General features: G+C 57.3%; 22 protein-coding genes and 1 tRNA gene. 8 read left to right on the forward strand and 15 right to left on the reverse strand.

What is annotated here, in order from left to right; translation table 11 throughout:
- Position 1 precedes the first annotated feature (1 nt).
- Positions 2-865, forward strand: a complete 864-nt coding sequence (locus RTS12_RS01865) for a DUF2189 domain-containing protein (RefSeq protein ID WP_312524920.1) — start codon at positions 2-4, stop codon at positions 863-865.
- A gap of 76 nt (positions 866-941) precedes the next feature.
- Here RTS12_RS01865 and RTS12_RS01870 read toward each other — a convergent pair whose 3' ends face one another.
- From RTS12_RS01870 to pyrC, 8 genes are all read right to left on the reverse strand, one after another.
- Positions 942-1,445 (reverse strand): polymer-forming cytoskeletal protein, encoded by a 504-nt coding sequence (locus tag RTS12_RS01870; protein ID WP_312524922.1) that lies wholly within the window; start codon positions 1,443-1,445, stop codon positions 942-944.
- Positions 1,435-2,733, reverse strand: a complete 1,299-nt coding sequence (locus RTS12_RS01875) for a DUF5930 domain-containing protein (protein WP_409455655.1) — start codon at positions 2,731-2,733, stop codon at positions 1,435-1,437. Before RTS12_RS01875 ends, RTS12_RS01870 begins: the two co-directional genes overlap by 11 nt.
- 341 nt (positions 2,734-3,074) lie before the next feature.
- On the reverse strand, positions 3,075-4,469 hold the full coding sequence (locus RTS12_RS01880; RefSeq protein WP_312524924.1) for a short-chain fatty acyl-CoA regulator family protein: 1,395 nt from the start codon (positions 4,467-4,469) through the stop codon (positions 3,075-3,077).
- A gap of 60 nt (positions 4,470-4,529) precedes the next feature.
- Complete coding sequence (locus tag RTS12_RS01885; protein WP_312524926.1) at positions 4,530-5,714, reverse strand: multidrug effflux MFS transporter; 1,185 nt, start codon at positions 5,712-5,714, stop codon at positions 4,530-4,532.
- The gene (locus tag RTS12_RS01890; RefSeq protein WP_312524928.1) at positions 5,701-6,051 is read right to left on the reverse strand and encodes a DMT family protein; all 351 of its coding nucleotides are present in this window, start codon (positions 6,049-6,051) and stop codon (positions 5,701-5,703) included. Before RTS12_RS01890 ends, RTS12_RS01885 begins: the two co-directional genes overlap by 14 nt.
- A gap of 14 nt (positions 6,052-6,065) precedes the next feature.
- Positions 6,066-7,559 (reverse strand): replicative DNA helicase, encoded by a 1,494-nt coding sequence (locus RTS12_RS01895; protein ID WP_312524929.1) that lies wholly within the window; start codon positions 7,557-7,559, stop codon positions 6,066-6,068.
- Between the two features lie 94 nt (positions 7,560-7,653).
- The gene (locus RTS12_RS01900) at positions 7,654-8,325 is read right to left on the reverse strand and encodes an orotate phosphoribosyltransferase (RefSeq protein ID WP_312524931.1); all 672 of its coding nucleotides are present in this window, start codon (positions 8,323-8,325) and stop codon (positions 7,654-7,656) included.
- A complete protein-coding gene (gene pyrC / locus RTS12_RS01905) occupies positions 8,322-9,365 on the reverse strand; it encodes a dihydroorotase (protein ID WP_312524933.1) in 1,044 nt (347 codons plus the stop codon). The genes RTS12_RS01900 and pyrC overlap by 4 nt, the downstream gene beginning before the upstream one ends.
- 134 nt (positions 9,366-9,499) lie before the next feature.
- Here pyrC and RTS12_RS01910 point away from each other — a divergent pair, with 134 nt between their 5' ends.
- Positions 9,500-9,814 carry an antibiotic ABC transporter gene (locus RTS12_RS01910; RefSeq protein WP_312524935.1) on the forward strand — a complete coding sequence of 105 codons (315 nt, stop codon included), beginning with the start codon at positions 9,500-9,502 and terminating at the stop codon, positions 9,812-9,814.
- Between the two features lie 98 nt (positions 9,815-9,912).
- Here the strand turns inward: RTS12_RS01910 and gap are convergent, their stop codons facing one another.
- From gap to purB, 4 genes are all read right to left on the reverse strand, one after another.
- On the reverse strand, positions 9,913-10,914 hold the full coding sequence (gene gap, locus RTS12_RS01915; RefSeq protein ID WP_312524937.1) for a type I glyceraldehyde-3-phosphate dehydrogenase: 1,002 nt from the start codon (positions 10,912-10,914) through the stop codon (positions 9,913-9,915).
- 130 nt (positions 10,915-11,044) lie between these two features.
- Complete coding sequence (locus tag RTS12_RS01920) at positions 11,045-11,188, reverse strand: hypothetical protein (protein WP_312524939.1); 144 nt, start codon at positions 11,186-11,188, stop codon at positions 11,045-11,047.
- 149 nt (positions 11,189-11,337) lie between these two features.
- A complete protein-coding gene (locus RTS12_RS01925) occupies positions 11,338-12,369 on the reverse strand; it encodes a FliG C-terminal domain-containing protein (protein ID WP_312524941.1) in 1,032 nt (343 codons plus the stop codon).
- Positions 12,370-12,439: 70 nt separating this feature from the next.
- Positions 12,440-13,747, reverse strand: coding sequence for an adenylosuccinate lyase (gene purB / locus RTS12_RS01930; protein ID WP_312524942.1), 1,308 nt, complete (start codon positions 13,745-13,747; stop codon positions 12,440-12,442).
- Between the two features lie 289 nt (positions 13,748-14,036).
- Here purB and RTS12_RS01935 point away from each other — a divergent pair, with 289 nt between their 5' ends.
- Positions 14,037-14,843, forward strand: coding sequence for a DUF3445 domain-containing protein (locus RTS12_RS01935; protein ID WP_312524944.1), 807 nt, complete (start codon positions 14,037-14,039; stop codon positions 14,841-14,843).
- A gap of 152 nt (positions 14,844-14,995) precedes the next feature.
- On the opposite strand, the gene glnA is transcribed toward RTS12_RS01935, so the two are convergent.
- The gene (gene glnA / locus RTS12_RS01940) at positions 14,996-16,402 is read right to left on the reverse strand and encodes a type I glutamate--ammonia ligase (RefSeq protein WP_312524946.1); all 1,407 of its coding nucleotides are present in this window, start codon (positions 16,400-16,402) and stop codon (positions 14,996-14,998) included.
- Between the two features lie 65 nt (positions 16,403-16,467).
- Complete coding sequence (locus RTS12_RS01945) at positions 16,468-16,806, reverse strand: P-II family nitrogen regulator (protein ID WP_312524948.1); 339 nt, start codon at positions 16,804-16,806, stop codon at positions 16,468-16,470.
- Positions 16,807-17,275: 469 nt separating this feature from the next.
- Between RTS12_RS01945 and RTS12_RS01950 the strand changes: the two genes are divergently transcribed.
- The 4 genes from RTS12_RS01950 (at position 17,276) to RTS12_RS01965 (ending at position 21,341) form a co-directional block, all read left to right on the forward strand.
- Positions 17,276-17,360, forward strand: a tRNA-Leu gene (locus RTS12_RS01950).
- Positions 17,361-17,800: 440 nt separating this feature from the next.
- Positions 17,801-19,024, forward strand: a complete 1,224-nt coding sequence (locus tag RTS12_RS01955) for a Hint domain-containing protein (RefSeq protein WP_312524950.1) — start codon at positions 17,801-17,803, stop codon at positions 19,022-19,024.
- A gap of 269 nt (positions 19,025-19,293) precedes the next feature.
- On the forward strand, positions 19,294-20,085 hold the full coding sequence (locus RTS12_RS01960) for a hypothetical protein (protein WP_312524952.1): 792 nt from the start codon (positions 19,294-19,296) through the stop codon (positions 20,083-20,085).
- Positions 20,086-20,207: 122 nt separating this feature from the next.
- Positions 20,208-21,341: a polysaccharide pyruvyl transferase family protein gene (locus RTS12_RS01965; protein WP_312524954.1), complete on the forward strand. Its 1,134-nt coding sequence runs from the start codon at positions 20,208-20,210 to the stop codon at positions 21,339-21,341.
- Positions 21,342-21,404: 63 nt separating this feature from the next.
- Here the strand turns inward: RTS12_RS01965 and RTS12_RS01970 are convergent, their stop codons facing one another.
- Positions 21,405-21,761: an H-type lectin domain-containing protein gene (locus RTS12_RS01970; protein ID WP_312524956.1), complete on the reverse strand. Its 357-nt coding sequence runs from the start codon at positions 21,759-21,761 to the stop codon at positions 21,405-21,407.
- A 389-nt stretch (positions 21,762-22,150) separates the two neighbouring features.
- On the opposite strand from RTS12_RS01970, the gene RTS12_RS01975 reads away from it, so the two are divergent.
- Positions 22,151-22,613, forward strand: a 463-nt coding sequence (locus RTS12_RS01975) for a trigger factor family protein (protein WP_312524958.1), incomplete at its 3' end; no start/stop codon positions are given.

A 22,613-nucleotide genomic window follows, 5' to 3' on the forward strand; every position in this document is an offset into this window, starting at 1 on the left:
GATGAGCCAAAGCCCAACCCAGCCTCATAGCCTTGGGGGCGCTCCTTTAGCCGCGGCGCGCGAGCCTTTATCCCATCCCGCAGAGGTCTCGGTTTTGACCGAGGACGGACCTGATCCTATTCCCGAACCCGCCCGCCTGCCGCTTGGCGCGATTGGGGCGTCGTTGCGCGATGGGTGGCGCGACTTTTGCCGTGCGCCCGCATTCGGCCTTTTCTTCGCGGCGTTCTATGTGCTGGGCGGGCTGGTGATGGCCAGCGTTGCTTTGGTCACCGGGCGCGAATGGCTACTGATGCCCTTTGTCCTTGGCTTTCCGTTGCTGGCCCCATTTGCCGCAGTTGGCCTTTATGAGGTCAGCCGCCGGATCGAGTTGGGAATACCGCTGGACTGGCGCGCGGTGCTGGGCGTGGTCTGGGCGCAAAAGGATCGCCAGGTCCCGTCCATGGCGATGGTGATTCTGCTGCTGTTCATGTTCTGGGTCTTTGTCGCCCATACGACATTCGCCTTGTTCATGGGGTTGTCGGCGCTGACCAATATCACCTCCTCGCCCGAGGTCTTGTTTCAAGGACGTGGGCTGGTGATGCTGGGGGTGGGGACATGTATCGGCGCGGTCTTTGCCGGGGTCTTGTTTGCGGTGACGGTGGTGGGGCTGCCGCTGATTCTGGATCGCGAGGTTGATCTGATCTCGGCAATCATCGCCAGCTTTCGCGCCGTGGGCGAAAATCCGGGGCTGATGCTGATCTGGGCGCTGTTGATTGCCTTGCTGCTGTTTGCCGCAATCATCCCGTTGTTTCTGGGGCTTTTCATCGTGCTATCGGTGCTGGGTCATGCCAGCTGGCACATGTATCGCCGCCTGATGCCCGACTGATGCCACAGCGGCCCAAGCGCATATGAAAAAAGGGGCGACCAACTGGCGCCCCTTTCGATCATCAGCGCTTGCGCGCTTATTCGCTATCTGCCGCGGTGGTGCGCGGCGGGGCCAGCTTGGGCGTCACGCCGTTTTGCAACGGATCATCCTGACGTTGGACCGAGCCCTCGAAATGAGCGCCGGATTCGATGGCGATGGTCTTGTGAACGATGTCGCCCTCGACGCGCGCGGTGGCGGTCAGGCGGACCTTCAGGCCACGCACACGGCCAACGACGCGGCCATTGACGACGATCTCGTCGGCAACGATCTCGCCTTTGATGGTGGCGGTTTCGCCGACGATCAGCTGATGGGCGCGGATATCACCTTCGACGGTGCCTTCGATCTGCACATCGCCAGCGGTCTTGATATTGCCGGTGACGATCAGATCAGCCGAAAGGACAGAGGGCGTGCCGCGGTTGCGCGGTGCCGGAGCGGCGGGGGCGTCATAGCTTGTCGTCGTGTCAAAGCTGCGCGGGGTTTCAGTTTCAGCCGCCGGCTGCTGACGGGGGCCTGGCTCAGTGACACGGGTCTTAGAAAACATTTTGGGCTGCCTTGATGAAACTCATGGGATCCACGGACCGACCATCGACGCGCACTTCGTAGTGAAGGTGCGAACCGGTCGATCTACCGGTATTGCCCATATCACCGATCTGCGCACCGCGCGATACCTTTTGGCCGACCTTCACGCGAATCTTAGATAGGTGGCCATAGCGGGTTTCAGTGCCCAGCTCGTGGCGAACCTTGATCAGATTGCCGTAACCACGCTGCCAGCCTGCAAAGATGACTTCGCCATCAGCGGTCGAATAAACCGAGGTTCCGACCGGGCCAGCCATGTCGACACCTTCATGGCGGCGTCCCCAGCGGGCACCATAAGGTGAGGTGTAGCGGAAGGCCGACTTCAGCGGCATGGCCAGTGGCAGCTTATCCACGGCGATGCGATAGGTGTTGATCTTGTCCAGCGAGACCATGATCTCTTTGACCTTGGCATCACCTTGGGTGATTTCAGCATTGCCGCGGGTCGAATAACCTGCAGGCTCAAGCGGGCCGCCAGTGCCGGAATAGCCCGCGCGGACTTTGCGCAGCAGCGCGTCCGGGTCCATGCCAACTTTGCGGAACATCTTGTCCAAAGGCTCGGTCGAGACCGAAACGGCATCCTCGATTTCAGCGAAAAGGGCGTCGTTGCGTGCGATGATACGGTCACGCTCAAGCGCAAGCTCTTGTGCTTCGCGGCGTGCATCTGCGGATTCGGCCTCGGCCTGCACGCGATCCGATGCGGATTGTTTCAGCTCGCCCGACAAAATATCAAGCGCGACTGAGAATTCAGAAAGTCGACCGGCATCCAGCGACTCGCTTGTCTCGTCAGATTGGCCCTTGACCGAATTCAGCGCGACGACTTTTTCGTGCAAGGATGTCTGGACGGCGCTGATGCCGCTTTCCAACTCGCGGCGCTGGTTTTCCGAGGCCAGAAGCTGCGACTGCATCGACGAGACTTGATCCAGCGCGACTGCAAAACGGCTTTGGGCGGCGGCGGCTTCTTTGGCACGTAGATCCCGCTCGGCCGACAGCGCGGTCAGGCGCTGCTCGAAAGCGTGCTGGGCACGGGCGGTTTCCCCGCGCGAGGCGCCTTCGCTGACGGTTCCGATCACAAGAATAGAGCTGGCGATGATCGTCCATCCGAACAAGACCGCAACACCGCCCATCGCACCGAGCTGGGTCAGCGGCTTTAGGCGCAAGAAACGCGCGCCATTGTCCGATTTCAGAAACAAACGCTGTTCTGGCAGCCAGCGTTCCAGCTTCGCATTCAAGCGATTGGTAAGGCCCAAGGTCACTGTCCAATTCTTGTGGGTGCATTCGACCGAGCAAAGGCCGTTTGCTGATGGAATGGGTTAATCGGAACTGTGCCTTGGTTGCAACAGCTTTGGCCGTGATATGCGGAAGGTTTGGCGAGTTCCCGCCAGAGGGGTGCTTTTTTGGCGATTTTTTGCCGAAAAGATGGAACCAATCACGCAAATAATGCGTTTGCGGACCCCTAATATCAGGGAAATATTAACTTTTTTCTGGGCTATTGGGGGCCAAAAATCGCCGGAGCTTGCCGGATCTCGGCCAGCTGATTGCCTAAATTGTGATGCATAACGCAAATTTGACGCAAAAATATGCGACCAAAGTCTTATTAGTTGAAAGTATAGGGTAGGGGACCCTCACGATCACGCGGAATGCGGATTTCGCGGTCTACCGGGGGAACCGATCTTTGGTGGCAATTGGTGCGCGGGCAAATGCGACAGGAAATGCCGATCGGCTCGAACAGGCCGGGGTTTCCCAGGTCCAGCCCGTCGGCATAGACCATGTCGCGGGCATGGGTGATTTCACAGCCAAGACAGATGGCAAAGCGACGCATCGGCGCACCAAAGGCCCCACCAGGTTTCGAGACATCGCGCGACAGGCACAAATAGCGCTTTCCATCCGGCGTTTCGGCCAATTGGCGTAAAAAGCGCGTGGGTGTCTCGAAGGCTTGATGCACGGTCCACAGGGGGCAAGCCCCGCCGAAACGGGCAAATTGCAGCCGCGTCGCCGAATGGCGCTTGGTGATTGTTCCAGCCTGATCGACGCGCACAAAGAAAAAGGGCACGCCCTTGTTGCCGGCACGCTGCATGGTCGAAAGGCGGTGGGCGACCTGTTCGAGCGAGGCATGAAAAAAATGCGCCAGCCGCTCTAGGTCATGGCGCTCGGCCCGTGCTGTGGCCAGGAAATGCGAATAGGGCATCATTGCCGCCCCGGCAAAGTAATTGGCCAGGCCGACGCGGGCGATGTCGCGCGCGCCCGTGCTGCGAAAACGCGCAAGCTCTAGCGTGGCCTCCAGCAGATTGCCGCGGGTTTCCAGCGCGATCAGATGTAACAGCTGAAAAGCCAGCGTTTCGCGGCTGGCGGCGGCGTTCAAGGTGATCAGATCGCCGTCGCGGCGATAGACGGTGCTGTTGCCCAGCTCGGCCGTCACAACCCGCAATCCGCTATCGCGCAGGGCGTTGATGGCGCGCGTCAAAGGCGGCAGATCGGGTTCGGCCATGGCGAAACGCTCGGCGGCGCGGTCAACTGCATCAATGTAATTGTCGCAGTAATGAAAGAAATCGCGGACCTCTTCCCAAGGGGACGACGTCGCGTTCTGCATGCCCGCCCCCAAGGCCTCGTCCAGCGCGGCCAGGCGTTCCTGACCTTCACGATGGGCACGGTAAAGCCGCAGGAAGGCGCGGGCAAAGGCCGGGGCGTTGGTCGTGGCCAGTCGCAGGTCGATCATGCCGGGCGGGGCCTCGAACATGGGATCTGCCAGAGCCTCGGACAGATCGACGACCATGCGATCTGCATCACCCACCGCCATCGCGCTGAGATCCAGGGAAAATTCCGAAGCAAGCTTGAGCAGCACACCAGCCGAGACGGGGCGGTGATTGTTTTCCATTTGCGACAAATAGGGCAACGACACCCCAAGGCGGTCAGCAAAAGCCCTTTGGGTCAGCTTGGCGCGCGCGCGGGTTTCGCGCAGCGCTGCACCGGCATAAATCTTTTGCGTGGCCATCAGATGCTCCGTCTTTGCAAAGCCCGGATAGGCTTTGCAAAGCGCTTAGGCAAGCGGGGTTCAGACCAGGCGAGAGGCCCGGATGGTCGCTATCGTGATGATGACGGCTGCAATGGCCGATGCCAGCATGACCGCCAAAAGCGGAAAGGCCCCGCTTTCATCATGCAAAAGCGCCCCTGCCAATGCAGCCAGCATAGCGCCGCCGGCCACGCTAAGCGCGCCGCCCAGACCTGCGGCCGTGCCCGCCAGTTCGGGGCGCACGCTCATCATGCCTGCATTGGCACTGGGCAGTAACAACCCATTGCCCAGACCTAGAAAGGCAACCGCCCCGAAAAAGATCAGGGGTTGGTGAAGGCCCGCAAGATCGGCGGCCAAGGCAAGCGACAGTGCCACGGTCGATACCCAGACCCCGGCCAGCATCAGGCGCTTCATCCCAAAGATGCGGGCATAGCGCCCCGAAAGAAAGTTGCCCAAAGCATAGCCGATCGAGGGTGCGGCGAACCAATATCCGACCTGAGCCGAGGTCAGGTGAAACACCGTGCTGCCAACAAAGGGCGCGCCGCCCAGATAGGCAAAAAACGACCCCGACCCCAAGGTGATCGTGGCAGCATAGCCCCAAAACAGGCGCGAGTTTGCAAGGGCAGGATAGGTGGCAATCTGGCTGCGCAGCGGCGTGCCTGTACCGCGCGCGGTTTCGCCCAGATCGAACCAGCACAGCAAAAACACCGCAATCCCGGCAGCGGCCATCAGCATGAATGTGGCCTGCCAGCCAAAGGCCTCGTCCAGAAGGCCGCCCAGAACGGGTGCAAGCATGGGCACGATCGACATGCCCATCGTGACATAGCCCAGCAGGCTGGCGGCTTGCTCGCCCGGCACCATATCGCGCACCATCGCCCGCGAAATCACAAAGGCCGAGGTGATCACCGCCTGAATCAGGCGATAAAACAGAAACCAGCCCGCAGTTGGGGCCAAAAGCGTGCCCAGGGTTGCGGCCAGAAAAATCATCAATGCGGCAAGCATGACGACGCGGCGTCCAAAAAGATCACTGACCGGCCCGGCGGCCAATTGCATCAGCGCACCAACCCCAAGATAGGCCGAGACCGAAAGCTGCATGGTCGCGTAATCGACCCCGAAATGAAGCGCCATGCCCGGAAGCGAGGGCAGAAAGACGTTCATCGACAGTGCCGCAACCCCGGACAGCAGAACCAGCGTTGCAATATGGGGCGGCGTTCTAGCCCCAGTCATGAAAGACAAACCACGCGCCCAGACAGATCAGTGCAAAGCCAATTCCGTGCTGCCATGTGATTTTCTCGCCCAAATAGGCCCATGAAAAGATTGCGAAAACAGAAAGGCTTATCACCTCTTGAATGGTCTTTAGCTGGGCGGCACTGAAATGCCCATAGCCGATGCGGTTCGCGGGAACCTGCAGCAGATACTCAAAAAAGGCGATGCCCCAACTTGCCAAAATCACGACGAAAAGCGGGGCAGCCTTGTATTTGAGATGCCCATACCACGCAAAGGTCATGAAAATATTCGACGCAAGCAAAAGGCCGATTGTGGTGATCGGTACGGGCAGATTCATGCGTGATCCTAGAGTTAGTCCCAGTTGCTGCGGTGCTTTTCAAGGTTACCAAAGCGGGTAAACCGACCCTCGAAGCTAAGTTCGACCGTGCCGATCGGGCCGTGACGCTGCTTGCCGATGATGACCTCGGCCTTGCCATGGCAGGATTCCATGATCTGCTGCCAGGCCGCCATCTTGTCCAGCTCGTGATCGGCGGGCTTTTCGCGCTCTTTGTAGTATTCCTCGCGGAAGACGAACATCACGATATCGGCGTCCTGCTCGATCGAGCCGGATTCGCGCAGGTCCGACAGCTGTGGCCGCTTGTCTTCGCGACTTTCGACCGCACGTGAAAGCTGCGACAGCGCGATGACGGGAATATCCAGCTCTTTGGCGATGGCTTTCAGCCCCTGCGTGATCTCGGAGACCTCGTTGACGCGGCTATCTTTTGCCGAGGCTGCGCGCAAAAGCTGAAGATAGTCCACGATCAGAAGATCCAGACCCATGGTCCGCTTCAGCTTGCGCGCGCGCGCGGCCAGCTGGTTGATCGGCAAAGCGGGGGTATCATCGATGTAAAGCGGGCAGTTTTGCAGGTCATGCGCGGCCTGAACAAAGCGGCGGAACTCATCCTCGGACATATCCCCGCGACGAATGTTTTCCGAAGGAACCTCGGCCGCTTCGGACAAAATCCGCGCGGCCAGCTGTTCGGCCGACATCTCAAGGCTGAAAAAGCCGACAACACCGCCCGCGACAGTGCCATGCGTGCCGTCGGGCAGCTCGCCCATGCGGTGTACCTTGGCGACGTTAAAGGCAATGTTGGTGGCCAGCGAGGTTTTACCCATCGAGGGACGGCCAGCCAGAATGATCAAGTCCGAGCGGTTCAGACCGCCCATTTTGCCATCAAGATCAATCAGACCCGAGGAAACCCCCGACAGGCCGCCACCGCGGCTATAGGCGGCATTGGCCGCATTCAGCGCGCCGGTGACCGCAGAAAGAAAGCTTTGAAAGCCGCGTTCGGCGACGCCTTGCTCGCCCAGCTTGTAAAGGATCTGTTCAGCCGCCTTGATTTGCTCTTCGGCATTATCGTTGACGGTGACATGGGACGCGCGCGAAGAGATATCTTGCCCCAAGGCGATCAGATCCCGGCGCAGCGCAAATTCGCGGATCATCTGGGCATAGTCGCGCGCCGCATGTGACGAAATCGCCGCCGCCGCGAGGCGCGCCAGATAGGCCGGGCCGCCCAGATCTTTCAGGCCCTGATCGCTTTCCATGAAAGCCTTGATCGTCACTGGGCTTGCCAGGGCGTTCTTGGTGATCCGCTCGGCGCAGATTTCATAGATGCGGCGGTGCACCGGGTCATAGAAATGGGCCGGGGCAATGATGCGGGTAACGTGGTCAAAGACCTCGTTATTGGTCAAAAGCGCGCCCAAAAGCTGCTGTTCGGCTTCGATCGAGAAGGGAACGGCTTGCTCGGCTGCTGCGCTGGCAAGTTCTGCCGGTTTTCTAATTTCTAATGCGCGCAGCTCGCTCATTTCCATGCCCTCGATTCAGTGAAGCCCCGCTTATCTCACAAAGCGGGGCCTAGGGCTATCGGGCTTTTCCCGACAGATGATCTATAGGCGCAGATCAGGGATGCGCTGCCTGCCAGGCACGGGGATCGGACAGGAAGCTTTCCACCTCGTTCAAGGTCGCCGCGTCGAATTTGCCCTGAGCGCGCGCCTCGGCCAGCACATCCCACCAGGTGCACAGATAATGCAGTTGCACACCATGATCGGCCAGCCTTTGGGGCGTGTCCTTGAAGATGTCATAATAGAAGATGACAGCCGTATGGCCACAGCTTGCGCCGGTCTCGCGGATCGCATCGACAAAGCTCAGCTTTGATCCGCCATCCGTGGTCAGGTCTTCGACCAGCAAAACCCGCTGGCCCTCGCTCATTGCGCCTTCGATGCGCGCGTTGCGGCCATAACCTTTGGGCTTTTTGCGCACATAGGTCATGGGCAGTTCCAGCCGCTCGGCCACCAATGCGGCAAAGGGGATACCCGCAGTTTCGCCGCCGGCGATATTGTCGAATGCGTCAAAGCCAGCATCGCGCAGCACGGTTGCCGACATGAAATCCATCAGGGTCGAGCGGATGCGCGGAAACGAGATCAGTTTGCGGCAGTCGATATAGGTCGGCCCCTTCAGGCCCGAGGCATAGGTATAGGGCTCGGTCGCATTGAAATGAACCGCGCCGATTTCTAGCAACATGCGGGCGGAAAGGCGGGCGATTTCTTCGCGCGGGGGAAAGGGCAGGGTCATTTGTCGTCCTCGACGTGCCAGTACAGGGGGAAGCCGGGGTCGAATACGGTAACCGTCTCGTCGCCGACAGCAATTTTTTCGGGGTATTGCGCCGGGGTGTCGCGCTTGACCAGCCGGATCTTATCCTCATTCACCGGAAGGCGGTAAAATGCGGGGCCGTTCAGCGAGGTGAAGGCCTCGAGCTTATCCAGCGCGCCGTCCTCTTCAAAGACATGGGCTAGGATCGACATGGTGTTGGGTGCGGTAAAGCAGCCCGCACAGCCACAGGCGCTTTCCTTGGCGTGATCGGGATGCGGCGCGGAATCGGTTCCAAGGAAGAAGCGCCCATCCCCCGAGGTCGCAGCCTCACGCAAGGCGATGCGGTGGCTTTCGCGTTTCGCCACAGGCAGGCAATAGTAATGCGGCTTGATGCCGCCAACCAGGATATGGTTGCGGTTGATCACCAGGTGATGGGTTGTGATCGTGGCCGCGATATTGTCGCCCGCGCGCACATAATCGGCGCCGTCTTTGGTGGTGATATGTTCCATGATCACACGCAGGGCCGGATTGGCGCGGCGGATCGGTTCCAGCACACGGTCGATGAACACTGCTTCGCGGTCGAAAATGTCGATCTCGGGATCCGTGACCTCGCCATGGAAGCACAGCGGGATGCCCGCTTCGGCCATGGCGTCAAAAACCGGGCGGACCTTGTCGAAATCACGCACGCCACTGGCCGAATTGGTGGTGGCACCAGCGGGGTAAAGCTTGACCGCCGAGATGATTCCCGCACGATGAGCGGCGATGACATCAGCAGGATCCGTGCCTTCGGTCAAATAAAGCGTCATAAGCGGACGCAACGTCACGCCAGGGCCGCGCGCGGCAAGGATGCGCTCGCGATAAGCCGCAGCCTCGGCCCCGGTTACAACCGGCGGGACAAGGTTCGGCATGATGATGGCGCGACCAAAATGTGAAGAATATCCGCAGACTGCGGCCAGCATTGTGCCATCGCGCAGATGAAGGTGCCAGTCGTCGGGGCGGCTGATTGTCAAGGAATGGGTCATGATCTCGCTTTATATGACGGCGCTGCGGAACTATGAAGCGCCGTTTCATCTGTAGACATATCTAAAAGTGGCGCTTGGCAAAGCTATATAACCGCTTCACGATCTGTTCCACGCGACAGGAAAGGAAATTGCAGATGAAACCCGGATATTTTGGTGCAGCGCCGCTTTTTGCACCTTGGACTATCTGGCAGCAGATGACCCAGATCGCGTTGGATTCGCAAATGGTGATCGCCATGCGAACAGCAGGAATGATGGGCCTGGTCAAACAGGATGCGAACGAATCCCAGCGTATGGTGCAGGAAAAAGCCGATGCCGCCAGCGAGGCGATGACCGCTGCTTTGCGTGCTGCCGCGCGCGGCGCGCGGGCCGATCAGGTCGTTTCGGCGGCACTTCGTCCCTATCGCCGGCGCACCAAGGCTAATGCCAAGCGCCTGACTGGGGGGCAATAATCCTGCAGGCCGAATGCAGCAGTAAATCGCAGCAATACCGTTAAAAAGAACGCGCCCCAATGGGGCGCGTCTTTGTTTTCAGCACTGTGATCGCGTGATCAGATCAGTTTGCCCATGGCAACAGCGGTATCCGACATGCGGTTCGAGAAGCCCCATTCGTTGTCGTACCAGGTCAGGATGCGGCAGAAGTTGCCTTCCATGACTTTGGTCTGGTCAAGCGCAAAGATCGAGCTGTGCGAATCGTGGTTGAAGTCGATCGAGACGTTGGGCTGATCGGTAAAGCCCAGCACGCCCTTCAGCTTGCCGTTCGACGCCGCGATGATTGCTGCGTTGATTTCTTCGACCGAGGTCGCGCGCGAGGCTTCGAAAGTCAGGTCAACGACCGAGACGTTCGGCGTCGGAACGCGGATCGAGACGCCATCCAGCTTGCCTTTGAGTTCGGGCAGGACCAGACCGACAGCCTTTGCAGCCCCGGTCGAGGTCGGGATCATCGACAGCGCTGCGGCGCGGGCGCGGTACAGGTCATTGTGCATCGTATCCAGCGTCGGCTGATCGCCGGTATAGCTGTGGATCGTGGTCATGAAGCCTTTTTTGATGCCAATGGCCTCGTTGAGGACATAAGCGACCGGCGACAAGCAGTTGGTGGTGCAGCTTGCGTTCGACACAACCAGCTGATCCGCCGTCAGCGTATTGTCGTTGACGCCGAAAACGATGGTGTTGTCGGCGCCATTCGACGGGGCCGAAACCAGCACCCGCTTGGAGCCGTTCTCAAGGTGGATCTTCGCCTTTTCGCGATCGGTGAAGATGCCGGTGCATTCCATCGCGATATCGACATTGCCCCAGGGCAGTTCTGCGGGGTTGCGCACGGCGGTGACCTCGATCGGGCCGGTGCCGACGTCGATCGTATTGCCGTTGACCTTCACCTCATGCGGGAAGCGACCATGAACCGAGTCAAAGCGCAGCAGATGCGCATTGGTTTCGACCGGGCCAAGATCGTTGATTGCAACGACCTGGATATCGGTACGACCGGATTCGACGATCGCGCGAAGCACGTTGCGACCAATACGTCCGAAGCCGTTGATTGCCACTTTTACAGTCATGGTTTTCCTCTGCCGCTGATTCAGGGTTCGTCGGCAAATAGCCAGTAATTCAAGGCGATTGCAAATGGCACGAGCCCGATATGAGCGGAAAAGGCGACGGAATTAGGATGTTAGCGCCAGAAGGTTCATGTTAGCGCCAGAAGCTGACGTATTCGATCAGCGCTGCCATCTCTTTTCCCAGAAAAACCGGCAGGTGGCCGCCAAATGCCAAAGCGTCCACAACAAAGACTGCGATGATGATCAGCCCTAGGATGATGGCATTGGCATTGGACATGACGGCTCCTTCGGTCTGGGCCTTGGCGGGGCAGGCGGGCGTTGGTTAGGCGCCGGGGCTGAGTGATTGCTAGGCAGGACCATGGCGGGGCGCAAGGCGTGAATGGTGTCACAAAAGGTCGTAAGGGTGCCCGCCCTGCAACTCTTTGCCTATTCCTCGGCGCTGGCATCGGCGGCGATCAGGAACAGATCGCCCGCGGCCTCCATGCGACGGATTACGGCCACGACTGCATTCATTGCCTCTTCGGCGTCTTTGGCCGTGACCTTTCCTGCGGCCTCGATATCCTCACGCATGGAATCGGCCAAGCGGGTGGACATGCCCGAAAGCAGGAATTCGGTGGTCGGCAGATCATTACCCTTGGCCCCAGCCAAAGCCTTAGTCAGCACCGGGTTATCCACCTCGCGCAAGATGCGTGGAATGTCACGTGGATCAATGCGCGACGGAATATTGGCCCAGGTAAAGATCGCCTTGCGTACGTTTTCTGCAAAAACCGCATCGTCATCATCCAAACCGGCCAGCACGGTATCGCGGGTTGCGGCTTGCGAGAAGTTCAAGATCGCCCCCACCCGTTCCACCGGCCCGCCTTCGAGCGCAGGCTCGGGCTGCAGATCGGCGGCATGGACCAATGCCAGGCCAATGCGGCGCAGGGCCGGGCTTTCGATCCCACCGGTCAGCGACATGGCATAGGCGATCTGTCGCGCCAATTCGGATTCGATCAAGCCAAAGGTTTCCGCCGCGCGTGGCACGGGCAAGTTCGACAGCATCACTGCCGCAACCTCGACCGCCTCAGTTCGGGCCAACTCTGCCAGAACCGGGGCGGGCAGGGTGGCAATGCGTTCCCAAGGATCGCTTGCGCCTGAAAGCGCGGCCATGCGGCGCAGACGGCTGGTGGTCGTATGGGACAGGTGGCCATCCAAAAGGTCCAAGGCACCAGCAATATCACCGGGAAAATGCAGCCCCACCTCTTCGATGCGATCGCAAAATTCATCGACCACGGAATCGCGCGTCTGTTTGTCGATGATCCCCATCGAGGCGATTTCTTCGGCCAAAGCAGCCTGAGCGGCGGGTGGAAGCATCGAAAGGTCCAGTTCCTCATCCTGCACGAGCAAATAGCGCACGATGATTGCCGCCTTTTGCCGCGAGGTCAGCACTTTGGTGACGAAACCTTCGTCTGCGAACATGAAAAACCCCCGATTCTTGCGACTCGGGGGTAGATTGCCAGCTAAAACCTAATTCCGGGTTAGCCCGAAATCAGACTTCGCCAAAGACGCGACGGAAAATCGTGTCGACATGTTTGGTATGGTAGCCCAGATCGAATTTTTCTTCGATTTCCGCTGGCTCCAAGGCCGCGGTTACCTCGGGATCGGCCAGAAGCTCGGTTTTGAAATCCGCGCCTTTTTCCCAGACCTTCATGGCATTGCGCTGGACCAGACGATAGGCGTCCTCGCGCGAAACCCCGGCTTGGGTCAGGGCCAGAAGAACGCGCTGCGACATGACCAAGCCTTTGAACTTGTTCATATTGCGCAGCATGTTTTCCGGATAGATCACCAGCTTTTCGATAACGCCTGCCAAGCGGTTCAAAGCGAAATCAAGCGTGATGGTGCTGTCGGGGGCGATCGCGCGTTCGACCGAGCTGTGCGAGATGTCACGCTCGTGCCACAGCGCCACGTTTTCCATCGCCGGAACCACAGACATGCGCACAAGGCGCGCAAGCCCGGTCAGGTTTTCGGTCAGAACCGGATTGCGCTTATGCGGCATGGCCGAAGAGCCTTTTTGGCCCGGAGAGAAGAACTCTTCGGCTTCCAGGACCTCGGTGCGCTGCATGTGGCGGATTTCGATGGCGATATTTTCCATCGAGGAGGCGATCACGCCAAGCACGGCAAAGAACATGGCATGACGGTCGCGCGGGATAACCTGGGTCGAGATCGGCTCGACATGCAGGCCCAGCATCTTGCAGACATGTTCTTCGACGGCGGGATCGATATTGGCGAAGGTGCCAACCGCGCCCGAGATCGCACCCGTCGCGATTTCCTCGCGGGCATGGACAAGACGCTGACGACCGCGCTGCATTTCTGCATAAAAACGCGCGAAGGTCAGACCCATGGTCGTCGGTTCAGCGTGAATGCCGTGGCTGCGACCGATGCGTACGGTGTCTTTATGTTCGAATGCACGCTTTTTCAGTGCTGCCAGAACGCGGTCCATATCGGCCAGCAAAATATCTGCGGCACGCACGAGCTGGACGTTGAGCGTGGTATCAAGCACATCCGAAGAGGTCATGCCCTGATGGACGAAACGCGCCTGATCCGAGCCGATATGCTCGGCGAGATGGGTGAGGAAGGCGATGACATCATGCTTGGTCACGGCCTCGATCTCGTCGATGCGCGCCACGTCGAATGTGACATCCTTGGCCTTCCAGACGGCCTCGGCGTTCTCTTTGGGAATGACCCCAAGGGCTGCCTGGGCATCGCAGGCATGAGCCTCGATTTCGTACCAGATTTTGAACTTGGTTTCCGGTGACCAGATCGCGGTCATTTCGGGGCGGGAATAGCGCGGGATCATCGGTGCCTCCAATATCTGGGGTCGATTTAGCGCGGGTCTGGCTTTTGAGCAACCTTGGCAGGGGGTATTTGCGTGATGAAGAATGCGCAAGATCCGCCAAAGGGTTGGAAACAGCGAAGAAATGCTGTGCGAAAAACTGGCGGCGTCGCATGATCATATGGCGTCCGTTGGCTGGGCATATTGGGTTATGTGCGCATCGGGGACGGCTGAGGGCTGGCGACGGGGGCGCGTGAAGCTTGGCGCCTTGGTCGGAATGAGAAAGCATGAGGCGATGGGACGGGGGTGAGGCGTGGATAGGGTTTTGCAGAAGTCATTGGGTTTTGCGCCGTGGATGGATGCGCGGACACGGCGCTTGCCGGGGGTGATCCCGGTTGCTGAGGCTGATTGGCTGGTCGTCGACGACGCCTTTGGCGCCCAGATGGCCTTGCGCGAGCGGCTGATTTCAGAGCGCGAAGCAGAGGTCTGCCGACTGTCGCCGAGCGGGCTGGCCGCAGCACGTGAGCTTTACGACATGATTTTTCGCGGACTGCCCGAGCGCGGCTATCAGATCGGGCCGGGCGCTTTGGTGCGTCGTCCTGATGGGGGGCAAGTGCTGGCCGATCCCGATCGCCCGTTGCAGACTCTTGGGCGGCTGGTTGCCGAGGATCTTTGCCTGATGCAATCGGCACCTGAGGGGGCACAGACCGAGGGCGAGCATGTCTTGGCGGGCGCGATCTTGTGTTTTCCGGCGGGGTGGACGCTGTCCCAGAAGTTCGGACGTCCGATGATGCGCATCCACAAACCCGTTGCAAAATATACCGAGGATGTGGGCAAGCGCGTGCAGCGATTGTTGGATGGCATCCGACCGGGCATCGGCATGTTGCGCGGCACCGCCCATCATTCGAATGCGCCGCTTCACAATCCACGGACCGAAGAGATCGGGCGGGTTCCTGAGGGGGATTTGCCCTTTATCCGCGTTGAGCGTCAGTGTTTGTTTCGCCTGCCCGAAAGCGGCGCAGTGGTCTTTTCGATCCATACCTCGATCATCCTGCCCGAGGATCTGTCAGCGGAACAGAAGGCAGGGTTGGAGGAATGGCCCATTCGCGAAGCCGCGTGAGATTTGCGCGACCGGGGCGCAGGTTGCTGTGCAGCCAAGAAGCGGGTGGGACGGCTTGACGTTGAAGAACCCCAAGATCCCGTCCAAGGCATCGGGCACAAGTTGAAAAGCCGCCCCGAAGGGCGGCTTTTGGTTTTCGTTACAGGTGCGGATCAGCAGCTGTAATACATCGCATATTCGATCGGGTGCGGGGTATGCTCATAGGCATAGACCTCTTCCCATTTCAGCTTGATATAGGACTGAAGTTGATCGCGGGTGAAAACATCGCCCGCAAGCAGGAAGTCCATATCTTTTTCCAGCTCTTCCAGCGCTTCGCGCAAGCTGCCGCAAACGGTCGGGATTTCGGCCAGTTCTTCTGGCGGCAGGTCATAGAGATCCTTATCCGATGCCGGGCCCGGATCGATCTTGTTCTTGATCCCGTCCAGGCCTGCCATCAGCAGCGCCGCGAAAGCCAGATAGGGGTTGGCTGCCGGGTCGGGGAAGCGGGCCTCGACGCGTTTTGCCTTGGGCGATTCGGTCCACGGAATGCGGACCGCGCCCGAGCGGTTGCGGGCCGAATAGGCGCGCAGAACCGGGGCCTCGAAGCCGGGGATCAGGCGCTTATAGCTGTTGGTCGAGGGGTTGGTGAGAGCGTTCAGCGCCTTGGCATGTTTCAAAATGCCACCAATGAACCACAGCGCCTCTTGGCTGAGATCGGCATATTTGTCGCCCGAGAACAGCGGCTTGCCGTCCTTCCAGATCGACATGTTCACATGCATCCCCGAGCCGTTATCGCCCTTCATGGGCTTGGGCATGAAGGTCACCGACTTGCCATAAGCCGCGGCGACGTTGTGGATGACGTATTTGTATTTCTGGATGTTGTCGGCCTGCTCGACCAGACCGCCAAAGATCATGCCAAGCTCGTGCTGAGCGGTGGCAACCTCGTGGTGGTGCTTGTCGACCTTGATGCCCATGCGTTTCATCGTCGACAGCATTTCGCTGCGGATGTCTTGCGCGGTATCGATCGGGTTGACCGGGAAATAGCCGCCTTTATGGGGCGCGCGGTGGGCCTGGTTGCCCGAATCGTAAATCGTGTCGGTGTTCCAGGCAGCATCATGGCTGTCGATCTCGAATGAGACCTTCTGCGGCGTGATCGAATAGCGCACGTCGTCAAACAGAAAGAACTCTGCCTCGGGGCCGAAATAGGTCGTGTCGCCGATGCCGGTCGCCTTCAGATAGGCCTCGGCCTTTTTCGCGATCGAGCGCGGGTCGCGCGAATAGGATTCGCCCGTGTCCGGCTCGGCGACATCGCAATGCACGCACAGGGTTTTTTCGGCGTAGAAGGGGTCAAGGTAAACCGAAGTCGGATCGGGCATCAGTTTCATGTCGGACTGGTCGATCGATTTCCAGCCAGCGATCGACGAGCCATCAAACATGAAGCCTTCTTCGAAGAAATCCTCATCGACGAGGTCCGAAACCAGCGTCACGTGCTGAAGCTTGCCTTTGGGGTCGGTGAAGCGGACATCGACATAGGCAATTTCTTCTGCCTCGATCATGTCCAGAACGTCTTTGACTTTCATGGGGTCCTTCCTCGGTAGTCCGCCGGGCCGGGCCACGGGCGGGAGTTCTGTATCGCGGGAATATTTCAGAGCGCGTCGTCGCCGGTTTCACCGGTTCTGATGCGAATGGCCTGCTCGACGGCCGAGACAAAAATCTTGCCATCGCCGATTTTTTCGGTGCGCGCCGCACTGACGATCGCATCGATTGCGGGTTCTACCAGATCGTCAGGCAGAACCATCTCGATCTTCACCTTCGGCAGAAAGTCGACGACATATTCAGCGCCGCGGTAAAGTTCCGTATGGCCCTTCTGACGGCCAAAGCCCTTGACCTCGGTCACGGACAGGCCCTGTACACCAACTTCCTGAAGCGCCTCTTTGACGTCATCCAGTTTGAACGGCTTGATGATCGCCTCGACTTTCTTCATCGTCTGATCCTTCCTCGCGACTTGCCTGAAACCTGATTGGACGCTTTGTCGGGGCGCGTCCATCTCTATGCGGCGTGGCATCAATCGGATCAGTGGAAACGACAGCGGATGCCCCTATTTTGAGCGAGATGATTAAATAATAGGCAGACTCTTCTTGCAAGCCGCTCTTTGTGCCGGCCCAAGCAAGGTAAATCAGGCCAGCTTTGATCTGACGGGGACATGACGATGTTTACAGCGACGGGCGTGGCAGGTGGTTAATCGAAGCGCGACACCCTTAGGGCGCCCATTCTGCGGGGATATGGGCAAGAAGCCGATCCCTGGGGGATGGCATTTTTCCTTTATCCCTTTGAAAATGCGCGATTTGTATGATTTCGTAATAAAATGAAAATCCCTCTCGCGCTGTGCAAAAACCTCTGCTAGAAGGGCGCCAATCTTGCTGAGGCTCGCTAAGAGCGTCGCAAGTTTGGATGCGGGTGTGGCGAAATTGGTAGACGCACCAGATTTAGGTTCTGGCGCCGCAAGGCGTGGGGGTTCAAGTCCCTCCACCCGCACCACAAAAATCCAGATTGCAGAGTAAACGACGCGTCAGCGACTGCGCTGCGCATTTAATTGCATCGACCTTAAGCTCATCCCTTGAAATTGAAAAAGTCGGTCCATTTGCGGTGGCTGATTTAAGGCGCAATTGGCGGGGCTTAATGGCGCTAATTATCCAGACATATTTAATGTATTGAGCCGTTCACAAATCTGCGGCTTCGTGAGCGGGGTTCTCGTGAGCAATGTCTGAGGCAGTTAAAAGAAGTTATGCTCAATTTGCCTATTAATAAGCGTGTATTGGTTAATTTTAATACAATCTTAAGTTGTTGACAAGTTAACGCCTTGATTTTAGACCGCCCGGGCGATCGTAAATCCGGATCGTCCAACTCATCCTCCGCCTGCCAGGACATTTTAAAGACACGCTTTGAAATGGATTTCGGCGGACAGTGAAAGTAATATGATGTCCTATATTTTCAAAATTGACGGCGCTACGGTTGGTCAAGGCCCCGAAGGCGCAAGCTTGGATCTGCCGGGCTATACGAGCTTTGGTGATTTTGCCGAAGCAAAGCGCAGCGTCGATGAATTTAACGTTCAAGACGACGATTCGGGTTCGAAGACCCTGACGACTGGCGACTTTGTTGCGCCGATCGTAGGCGGCGTTGCAATGCCCTCGACCTATTGGGGGCAGGGCACGATCAGCTTTGACGACGTCGGGGTTAACTACACGGGTGGTCAATACCCTGGGTTGGACATGCAATTCCAGATTGCCCCGGTTAGCGGCGGTTTGGTTTCGGACGCTGACGGTGGAGCCTACTTTATCGTCGACAATGACTACGACATCGCCAATCATCCGATTACCGGAACGATTGTCTATAAAGGCGAAACTGTCCAGGTTAACACGACCTATGGCGGCTTGGCTGACGCAATGAAAAACCTTTTCCCGGGTACCCCGAATTTGGGAATGTGGCTTTCGCGGAACGTGCCGACAGTGGTATCTGGCGCAGTTCCCAATTCTGCACTTGATCCCGACGCGGCCTTTGAAATTGATGAAAGCGAAATCGGCGATATCGTTTGCTTTGCGGCAGGCACCCTAATTGAAACGCTGAATGGCGAAGTCGCCATTGAGATGCTTTCAGTGGGTGACTCGGTCTTGACAAAAGATAATGGCGCCCAAGCCATTCGCTGGATCAGCTCGACGAAAGTTTCGGCAGCAGCTCTTGCCAAGAATCCCAAACTGCGCCCGATCCGGATTGCAGCGGGTGCATTGGGGAATAATACCCCGGCAAAAGATCTGCTTGTCTCGCCTTACCACCGTGTCTTGATCCGCTCGGCAATTGCTCAGCGCATGTTTGGCGCACCCGAAGTTTTGGTCGCAGCCAAGCAACTGCTGTTGATCGATGGCGTCGACGTTGCGCACGACCTTGCCGAGGTCACCTACTATCACATGCTGTTTGATCGTCACGAGGTTGTGATGTCGAACGGCGCTGAAACGGAATCGCTGTTCACTGGTCCCGAAGCGCTGAAGACCATCGGTGCAGCAGCTGCAGAAGAAGTGTTCTCGCTGTTCCCCGAGCTTCGCGATGCTTCCTACACGCCAGTCTCGGCGCGTAACCTGCTGAGCGGTCGTTCCGGACGTAAGCTGGTAACGCGCCACATCCAGCATCAGCGCGCATTGGTCATGTAAGGCTCACCAGCCCCTGACGGCTTTATGACGCCCGGCATCTGCTTGATGCCGGGCGTTTTTTGTCCGGTCGATCGCGATATCCTTACGTATCAATCGGGCCGCGAATGCCGCCAGATCAGATCTGAGTGACGCGAAACCGGTCAGATATTGATAGATTGCCCGGGATCGCGGTCTTTCGCAGCGCGTTCTTGCCTGCTATGTCTTCCGCATCGATACGAACCCTTGTGGTGACTTAGCTGGGCTTGGCCTGGCCTCCTAGGAGAACATGCTTGTTAAATATCCATATCGGTCCGCATAAGACTGCAACGACTTACATTCAAAGCGTACTCAAAAACTCGGTTTGGAAAGATGGGTATCAGTATTACGATATCTACCGGTCTCGGCGTGATATTCTTCCTGCATTGAATGTTTCGCAGGCGGGCGTTTTGCCAGAATTTCTTCAAGACGAATCTAAGGTTCACATTTTATCAGATGAGAACTTGATTGGCGGACCTCAGGGGCCAATCAATATGTATCCGGGCGCTGCTTCCTCTTTGAAATGGGCGCAAGGACACGGAGCAAATGTTTACTTTTCTTTGCGCCCATATGATGAAATTTTCGTTTCGTCCTGGGTCGAATCCTTAAGGTTCTATCCTTATTTCCCGTTCAAGGAAGGGCCGCCAAACCGCGGATACCACCATGTCCTGGCTGAGGTAGAAAAGCAAATCGATCCGTCGAAGATCGTCACCTGGATGTATTCTGATTTCAGAGATAACTCTCAGGACATCATGCAGTTGATCGCAGGTGGCGGAATTGCCGAGTTCGGCCAGCATGAGGCTGGGGATGAACGTTTTTCCCCGTCCAAAACAGTGGTCGAGTTGTATCGCGATATTTCTGGATATGTTAAACCGGAAAAGCAGCATGAAGTCTTTAATATCTTGCGCGAGCATCCCCAGATGGGAGAGCGCGGTAAGTTTATTCCCTATAGCCAGTCAGATGTTGAGCGCCTGAAAGAGAGATTTGAGCGCGATTGCGAAAAAATCGCAAGCCGGTACGGTATCTGGGTGCCACCCAAAAAGTGATAGCGGCAAGCGTTTCCTAAGATCTGAATATGTGAAGCCATTGTTTTATTCCGACATTGAGCGTGACGTTGGTTAATGAAACATCTTCAATTTGGCCTGAAAAATAATTAAAGGTGCAGAGAATGTATTATCTGCTAGGCGGAGCTGGTTATGATAACTTCGGCGACGAGCTTATGGTTCGCTGCTGGTTGGATCTATTGACCGAAAATGGCCGTAAAAAAGATAAAATAATCGTTGATGGTTTTAGCGGTGCTCGTCTCGATGTTGCATTCGCAGGAAATTACCGCGATGTGATCTATGGTAATTTGATTAACGGGCTATCTGAAACGGGTAAGGCGACCAAATTTTGGGACGCCTTTCATCGTGGCCTCACCTTCTATGCTAGGGGTGGGTTCAATAATTATCCCAAGCTCAAGCCTAGTGCCGACCTGCTGTTAAATGCCACTGTTCTTCACCTTCATGGTGGGGGGTATTTAAACAAGCACTTTCCACGAAAGGGCTTTCTACTGGGGCTGATTATCGCGACCTCTCGCCAAACCGGGGCTAAGTTGGTCGCGACGGGTCTTGGACTGACGCCTCTGGATATTCCGCCGTCTAATCTTCAGGCAGAGGTGAGCGAGGCCATTGCTCAATTCGCCCTGATCGAGACGCGAGATGAGAATAGCGCCGAACTGCTTCGCAAGATCTCGCCATTTGCCAATATCGTTTCTGGTTTGGACGATACATTCGTTGGCGATATGGCTTATGTCACAGATAAGAAGCACAGATTACATCTGTCCTGGAATTTTCCACGCACCAAAGACCCGGAGTTCGCTCGGGTGTTTGAATATGCCCAGAAAAACCAAGACAGATATGACGAGGTCGTTTTCTGGACTTGCGCCGGGAACGATCAGGGAACTTGGGATCTTGTTTCCGAAGAGATGCCCAATGCCAGAGAGCTGACTTTTGCGGATATGCTGCATCGTCCACTGCCGGTGAGCGAAGGCGATCATATGTTGACGGCGCGTTTTCACCCGCATCTGATCGGTGCGCGAGGCGGGGCAGTTGGCGGATATTTTAGCCCTGGCTCGTACTATGATGTCAAACACGGCTCGGTTTGTGAGCTCGGTTCGGGCTTTTTCAGGATCGGTACCGATCCGATCAAATATGAAAGCTTTGCGGAATGCGCAAACTCGCTTTTCAGAAGGGCGCCCGCTTTGCAAAGCATGAAGGCCGAGCTGTATGAGAATATCAAAGAGCTGATAGCGAAGAAATAATCGCAGCTGTCGACGCTTGGTAAATGCCTAAGGCCGTGATCGTGTCACGGCCTTATAGGATGCTTATTTCTTGGCGGTACGCTCTCCGATCGCCATCCAAGATGAGGTGGCGCGGGCAATGCGTGTGTCACCCCAGGTGCTGATGCCAACAATGAAGCCGGTGTTGGTCACCTCTTTGGCGTAAACCTTGCAGCGCAGGTTCTGCTCATGCGTGGCATCTATGCCGGACAGAGAGACCTGAACTGCTGGCGGCGCCAAGTAGGGGGAATCAAATTCGATTTCCAGTTCGACTTCGCGCTCCCCATTGCCGGACCACATATAGCCGTTGTTCTCGTAATGATTGAACACTTCAATTTGGCCAGCGCTGGGAACAATCCTCGTGGCGACAGGCGGGAACGGTTGTACAGATCGCACAGCCATCATCTTCTCCAAAAATACACGTTAAAATTGTATGATTATTTAAGCTCTTTCTTTTTGCGAGCATAGTCCCTTTTGTGGCTTTGCGATCCGATCATCTGCGCTGCGCGAAATAAAACGATGAACGGGGCGTCTGCGCGGGGCAGGGCATTCAGCGTGCGGGGATGATGCGTTGTCCTTTGAGCAAAAGAGGCCCGTCTGTGCTGCGAAAACTGGCGAATTCCCCGCGAATTGCCGCCTAAGCAGCTTGTCTTGGTTCTTGCCATGTCCAGCGAAATCCCATAGCTAACGCGCTGACAGCGTGGAGCCTTACGCATAATTAGGTTCTGGCGCCGCAAGGCGTGGGGGTTTTCGGTTCCTCCACCCCCACCAGCTTGGATGAAGGAAAACAGATGCAGGTCAAGGAAACCCAGAACGAAGGCCTCAAGCGCGGCTATACGTTCACCCTGCCGGCGGCAGAGCTTGCAGCGAAAGTTGATGAGAAGCTGAAAGAAGCTCAACCCGAAGTCGAGATGAAGGGCTTCCGTAAGGGTAAAGTCCCGATGGCGCTGCTGAAAAAGCAGTTCGGCCCGCGCGTTTTGGGCGATGCCATGCAGGATGCCGTTGACGGCGCGCTGCGTGACCATCTGGAAAAGTCGGGCGACCGCCCGGCCGTTCAGCCGAAAATCGAGATGGAAAACGGCGAGAACTGGAAAGAGGGCGATGACGTTGTTGTCAACGTCTCTTACGAAGCTCTGCCCGTGATCCCGGAAGCCGATCTGTCGGGCATCGAGATCGAGCGTCTTGTCGTGAAAGCTGAAGAAGCAGCTGTCACCGAAGCGCTGGAAAATCTGGCCGACAACGCCAAGAACTTTG

This window comes from Paracoccus sp. (in: a-proteobacteria), assembly GCF_032007265.1.
In the GTDB taxonomy this organism is placed as follows: domain Bacteria; phylum Pseudomonadota; class Alphaproteobacteria; order Rhodobacterales; family Rhodobacteraceae; genus Paracoccus.

Bases quoted from the DNA above. Each gene is read 5' to 3' on its own strand.
- RTS12_RS01970 (WP_312524956.1), bottom strand. From the start codon at position 21,761: ATGGCTGTGCGATCTGTACAACCGTTCCCGCCTGTCGCCACGAGGATT.
- RTS12_RS01890 (WP_312524928.1), bottom strand. From the start codon at position 6,051: ATGAATCTGCCCGTACCGATCACCACAATCGGCCTTTTGCTTGCGTCG.
- RTS12_RS01865 (WP_312524920.1), top strand. From the start codon at position 2: ATGAGCCAAAGCCCAACCCAGCCTCATAGCCTTGGGGGCGCTCCTTTA.
- RTS12_RS01870 (WP_312524922.1), bottom strand. From the start codon at position 1,445: ATGTTTTCTAAGACCCGTGTCACTGAGCCAGGCCCCCGTCAGCAGCCG.
- glnA (WP_312524946.1), bottom strand. From the start codon at position 16,402: ATGAAAGTCAAAGACGTTCTGGACATGATCGAGGCAGAAGAAATTGCC.
- RTS12_RS01945 (WP_312524948.1), bottom strand. From the start codon at position 16,806: ATGAAGAAAGTCGAGGCGATCATCAAGCCGTTCAAACTGGATGACGTC.
- RTS12_RS01955 (WP_312524950.1), top strand. From the start codon at position 17,801: ATGTCCTATATTTTCAAAATTGACGGCGCTACGGTTGGTCAAGGCCCC.
- RTS12_RS01920 (WP_312524939.1), bottom strand. From the start codon at position 11,188: ATGTCCAATGCCAATGCCATCATCCTAGGGCTGATCATCATCGCAGTC.
- RTS12_RS01910 (WP_312524935.1), top strand. From the start codon at position 9,500: ATGAAACCCGGATATTTTGGTGCAGCGCCGCTTTTTGCACCTTGGACT.
- RTS12_RS01895 (WP_312524929.1), bottom strand. From the start codon at position 7,559: ATGAGCGAGCTGCGCGCATTAGAAATTAGAAAACCGGCAGAACTTGCC.
- RTS12_RS01885 (WP_312524926.1), bottom strand. From the start codon at position 5,714: ATGACTGGGGCTAGAACGCCGCCCCATATTGCAACGCTGGTTCTGCTG.
- gap (WP_312524937.1), bottom strand. From the start codon at position 10,914: ATGACTGTAAAAGTGGCAATCAACGGCTTCGGACGTATTGGTCGCAAC.
- RTS12_RS01965 (WP_312524954.1), top strand. From the start codon at position 20,208: ATGTATTATCTGCTAGGCGGAGCTGGTTATGATAACTTCGGCGACGAG.
- RTS12_RS01925 (WP_312524941.1), bottom strand. From the start codon at position 12,369: ATGTTCGCAGACGAAGGTTTCGTCACCAAAGTGCTGACCTCGCGGCAA.
- RTS12_RS01880 (WP_312524924.1), bottom strand. From the start codon at position 4,469: ATGGCCACGCAAAAGATTTATGCCGGTGCAGCGCTGCGCGAAACCCGC.
- RTS12_RS01900 (WP_312524931.1), bottom strand. From the start codon at position 8,325: ATGACCCTGCCCTTTCCCCCGCGCGAAGAAATCGCCCGCCTTTCCGCC.
- pyrC (WP_312524933.1), bottom strand. From the start codon at position 9,365: ATGACCCATTCCTTGACAATCAGCCGCCCCGACGACTGGCACCTTCAT.
- purB (WP_312524942.1), bottom strand. From the start codon at position 13,747: ATGATCCCGCGCTATTCCCGCCCCGAAATGACCGCGATCTGGTCACCG.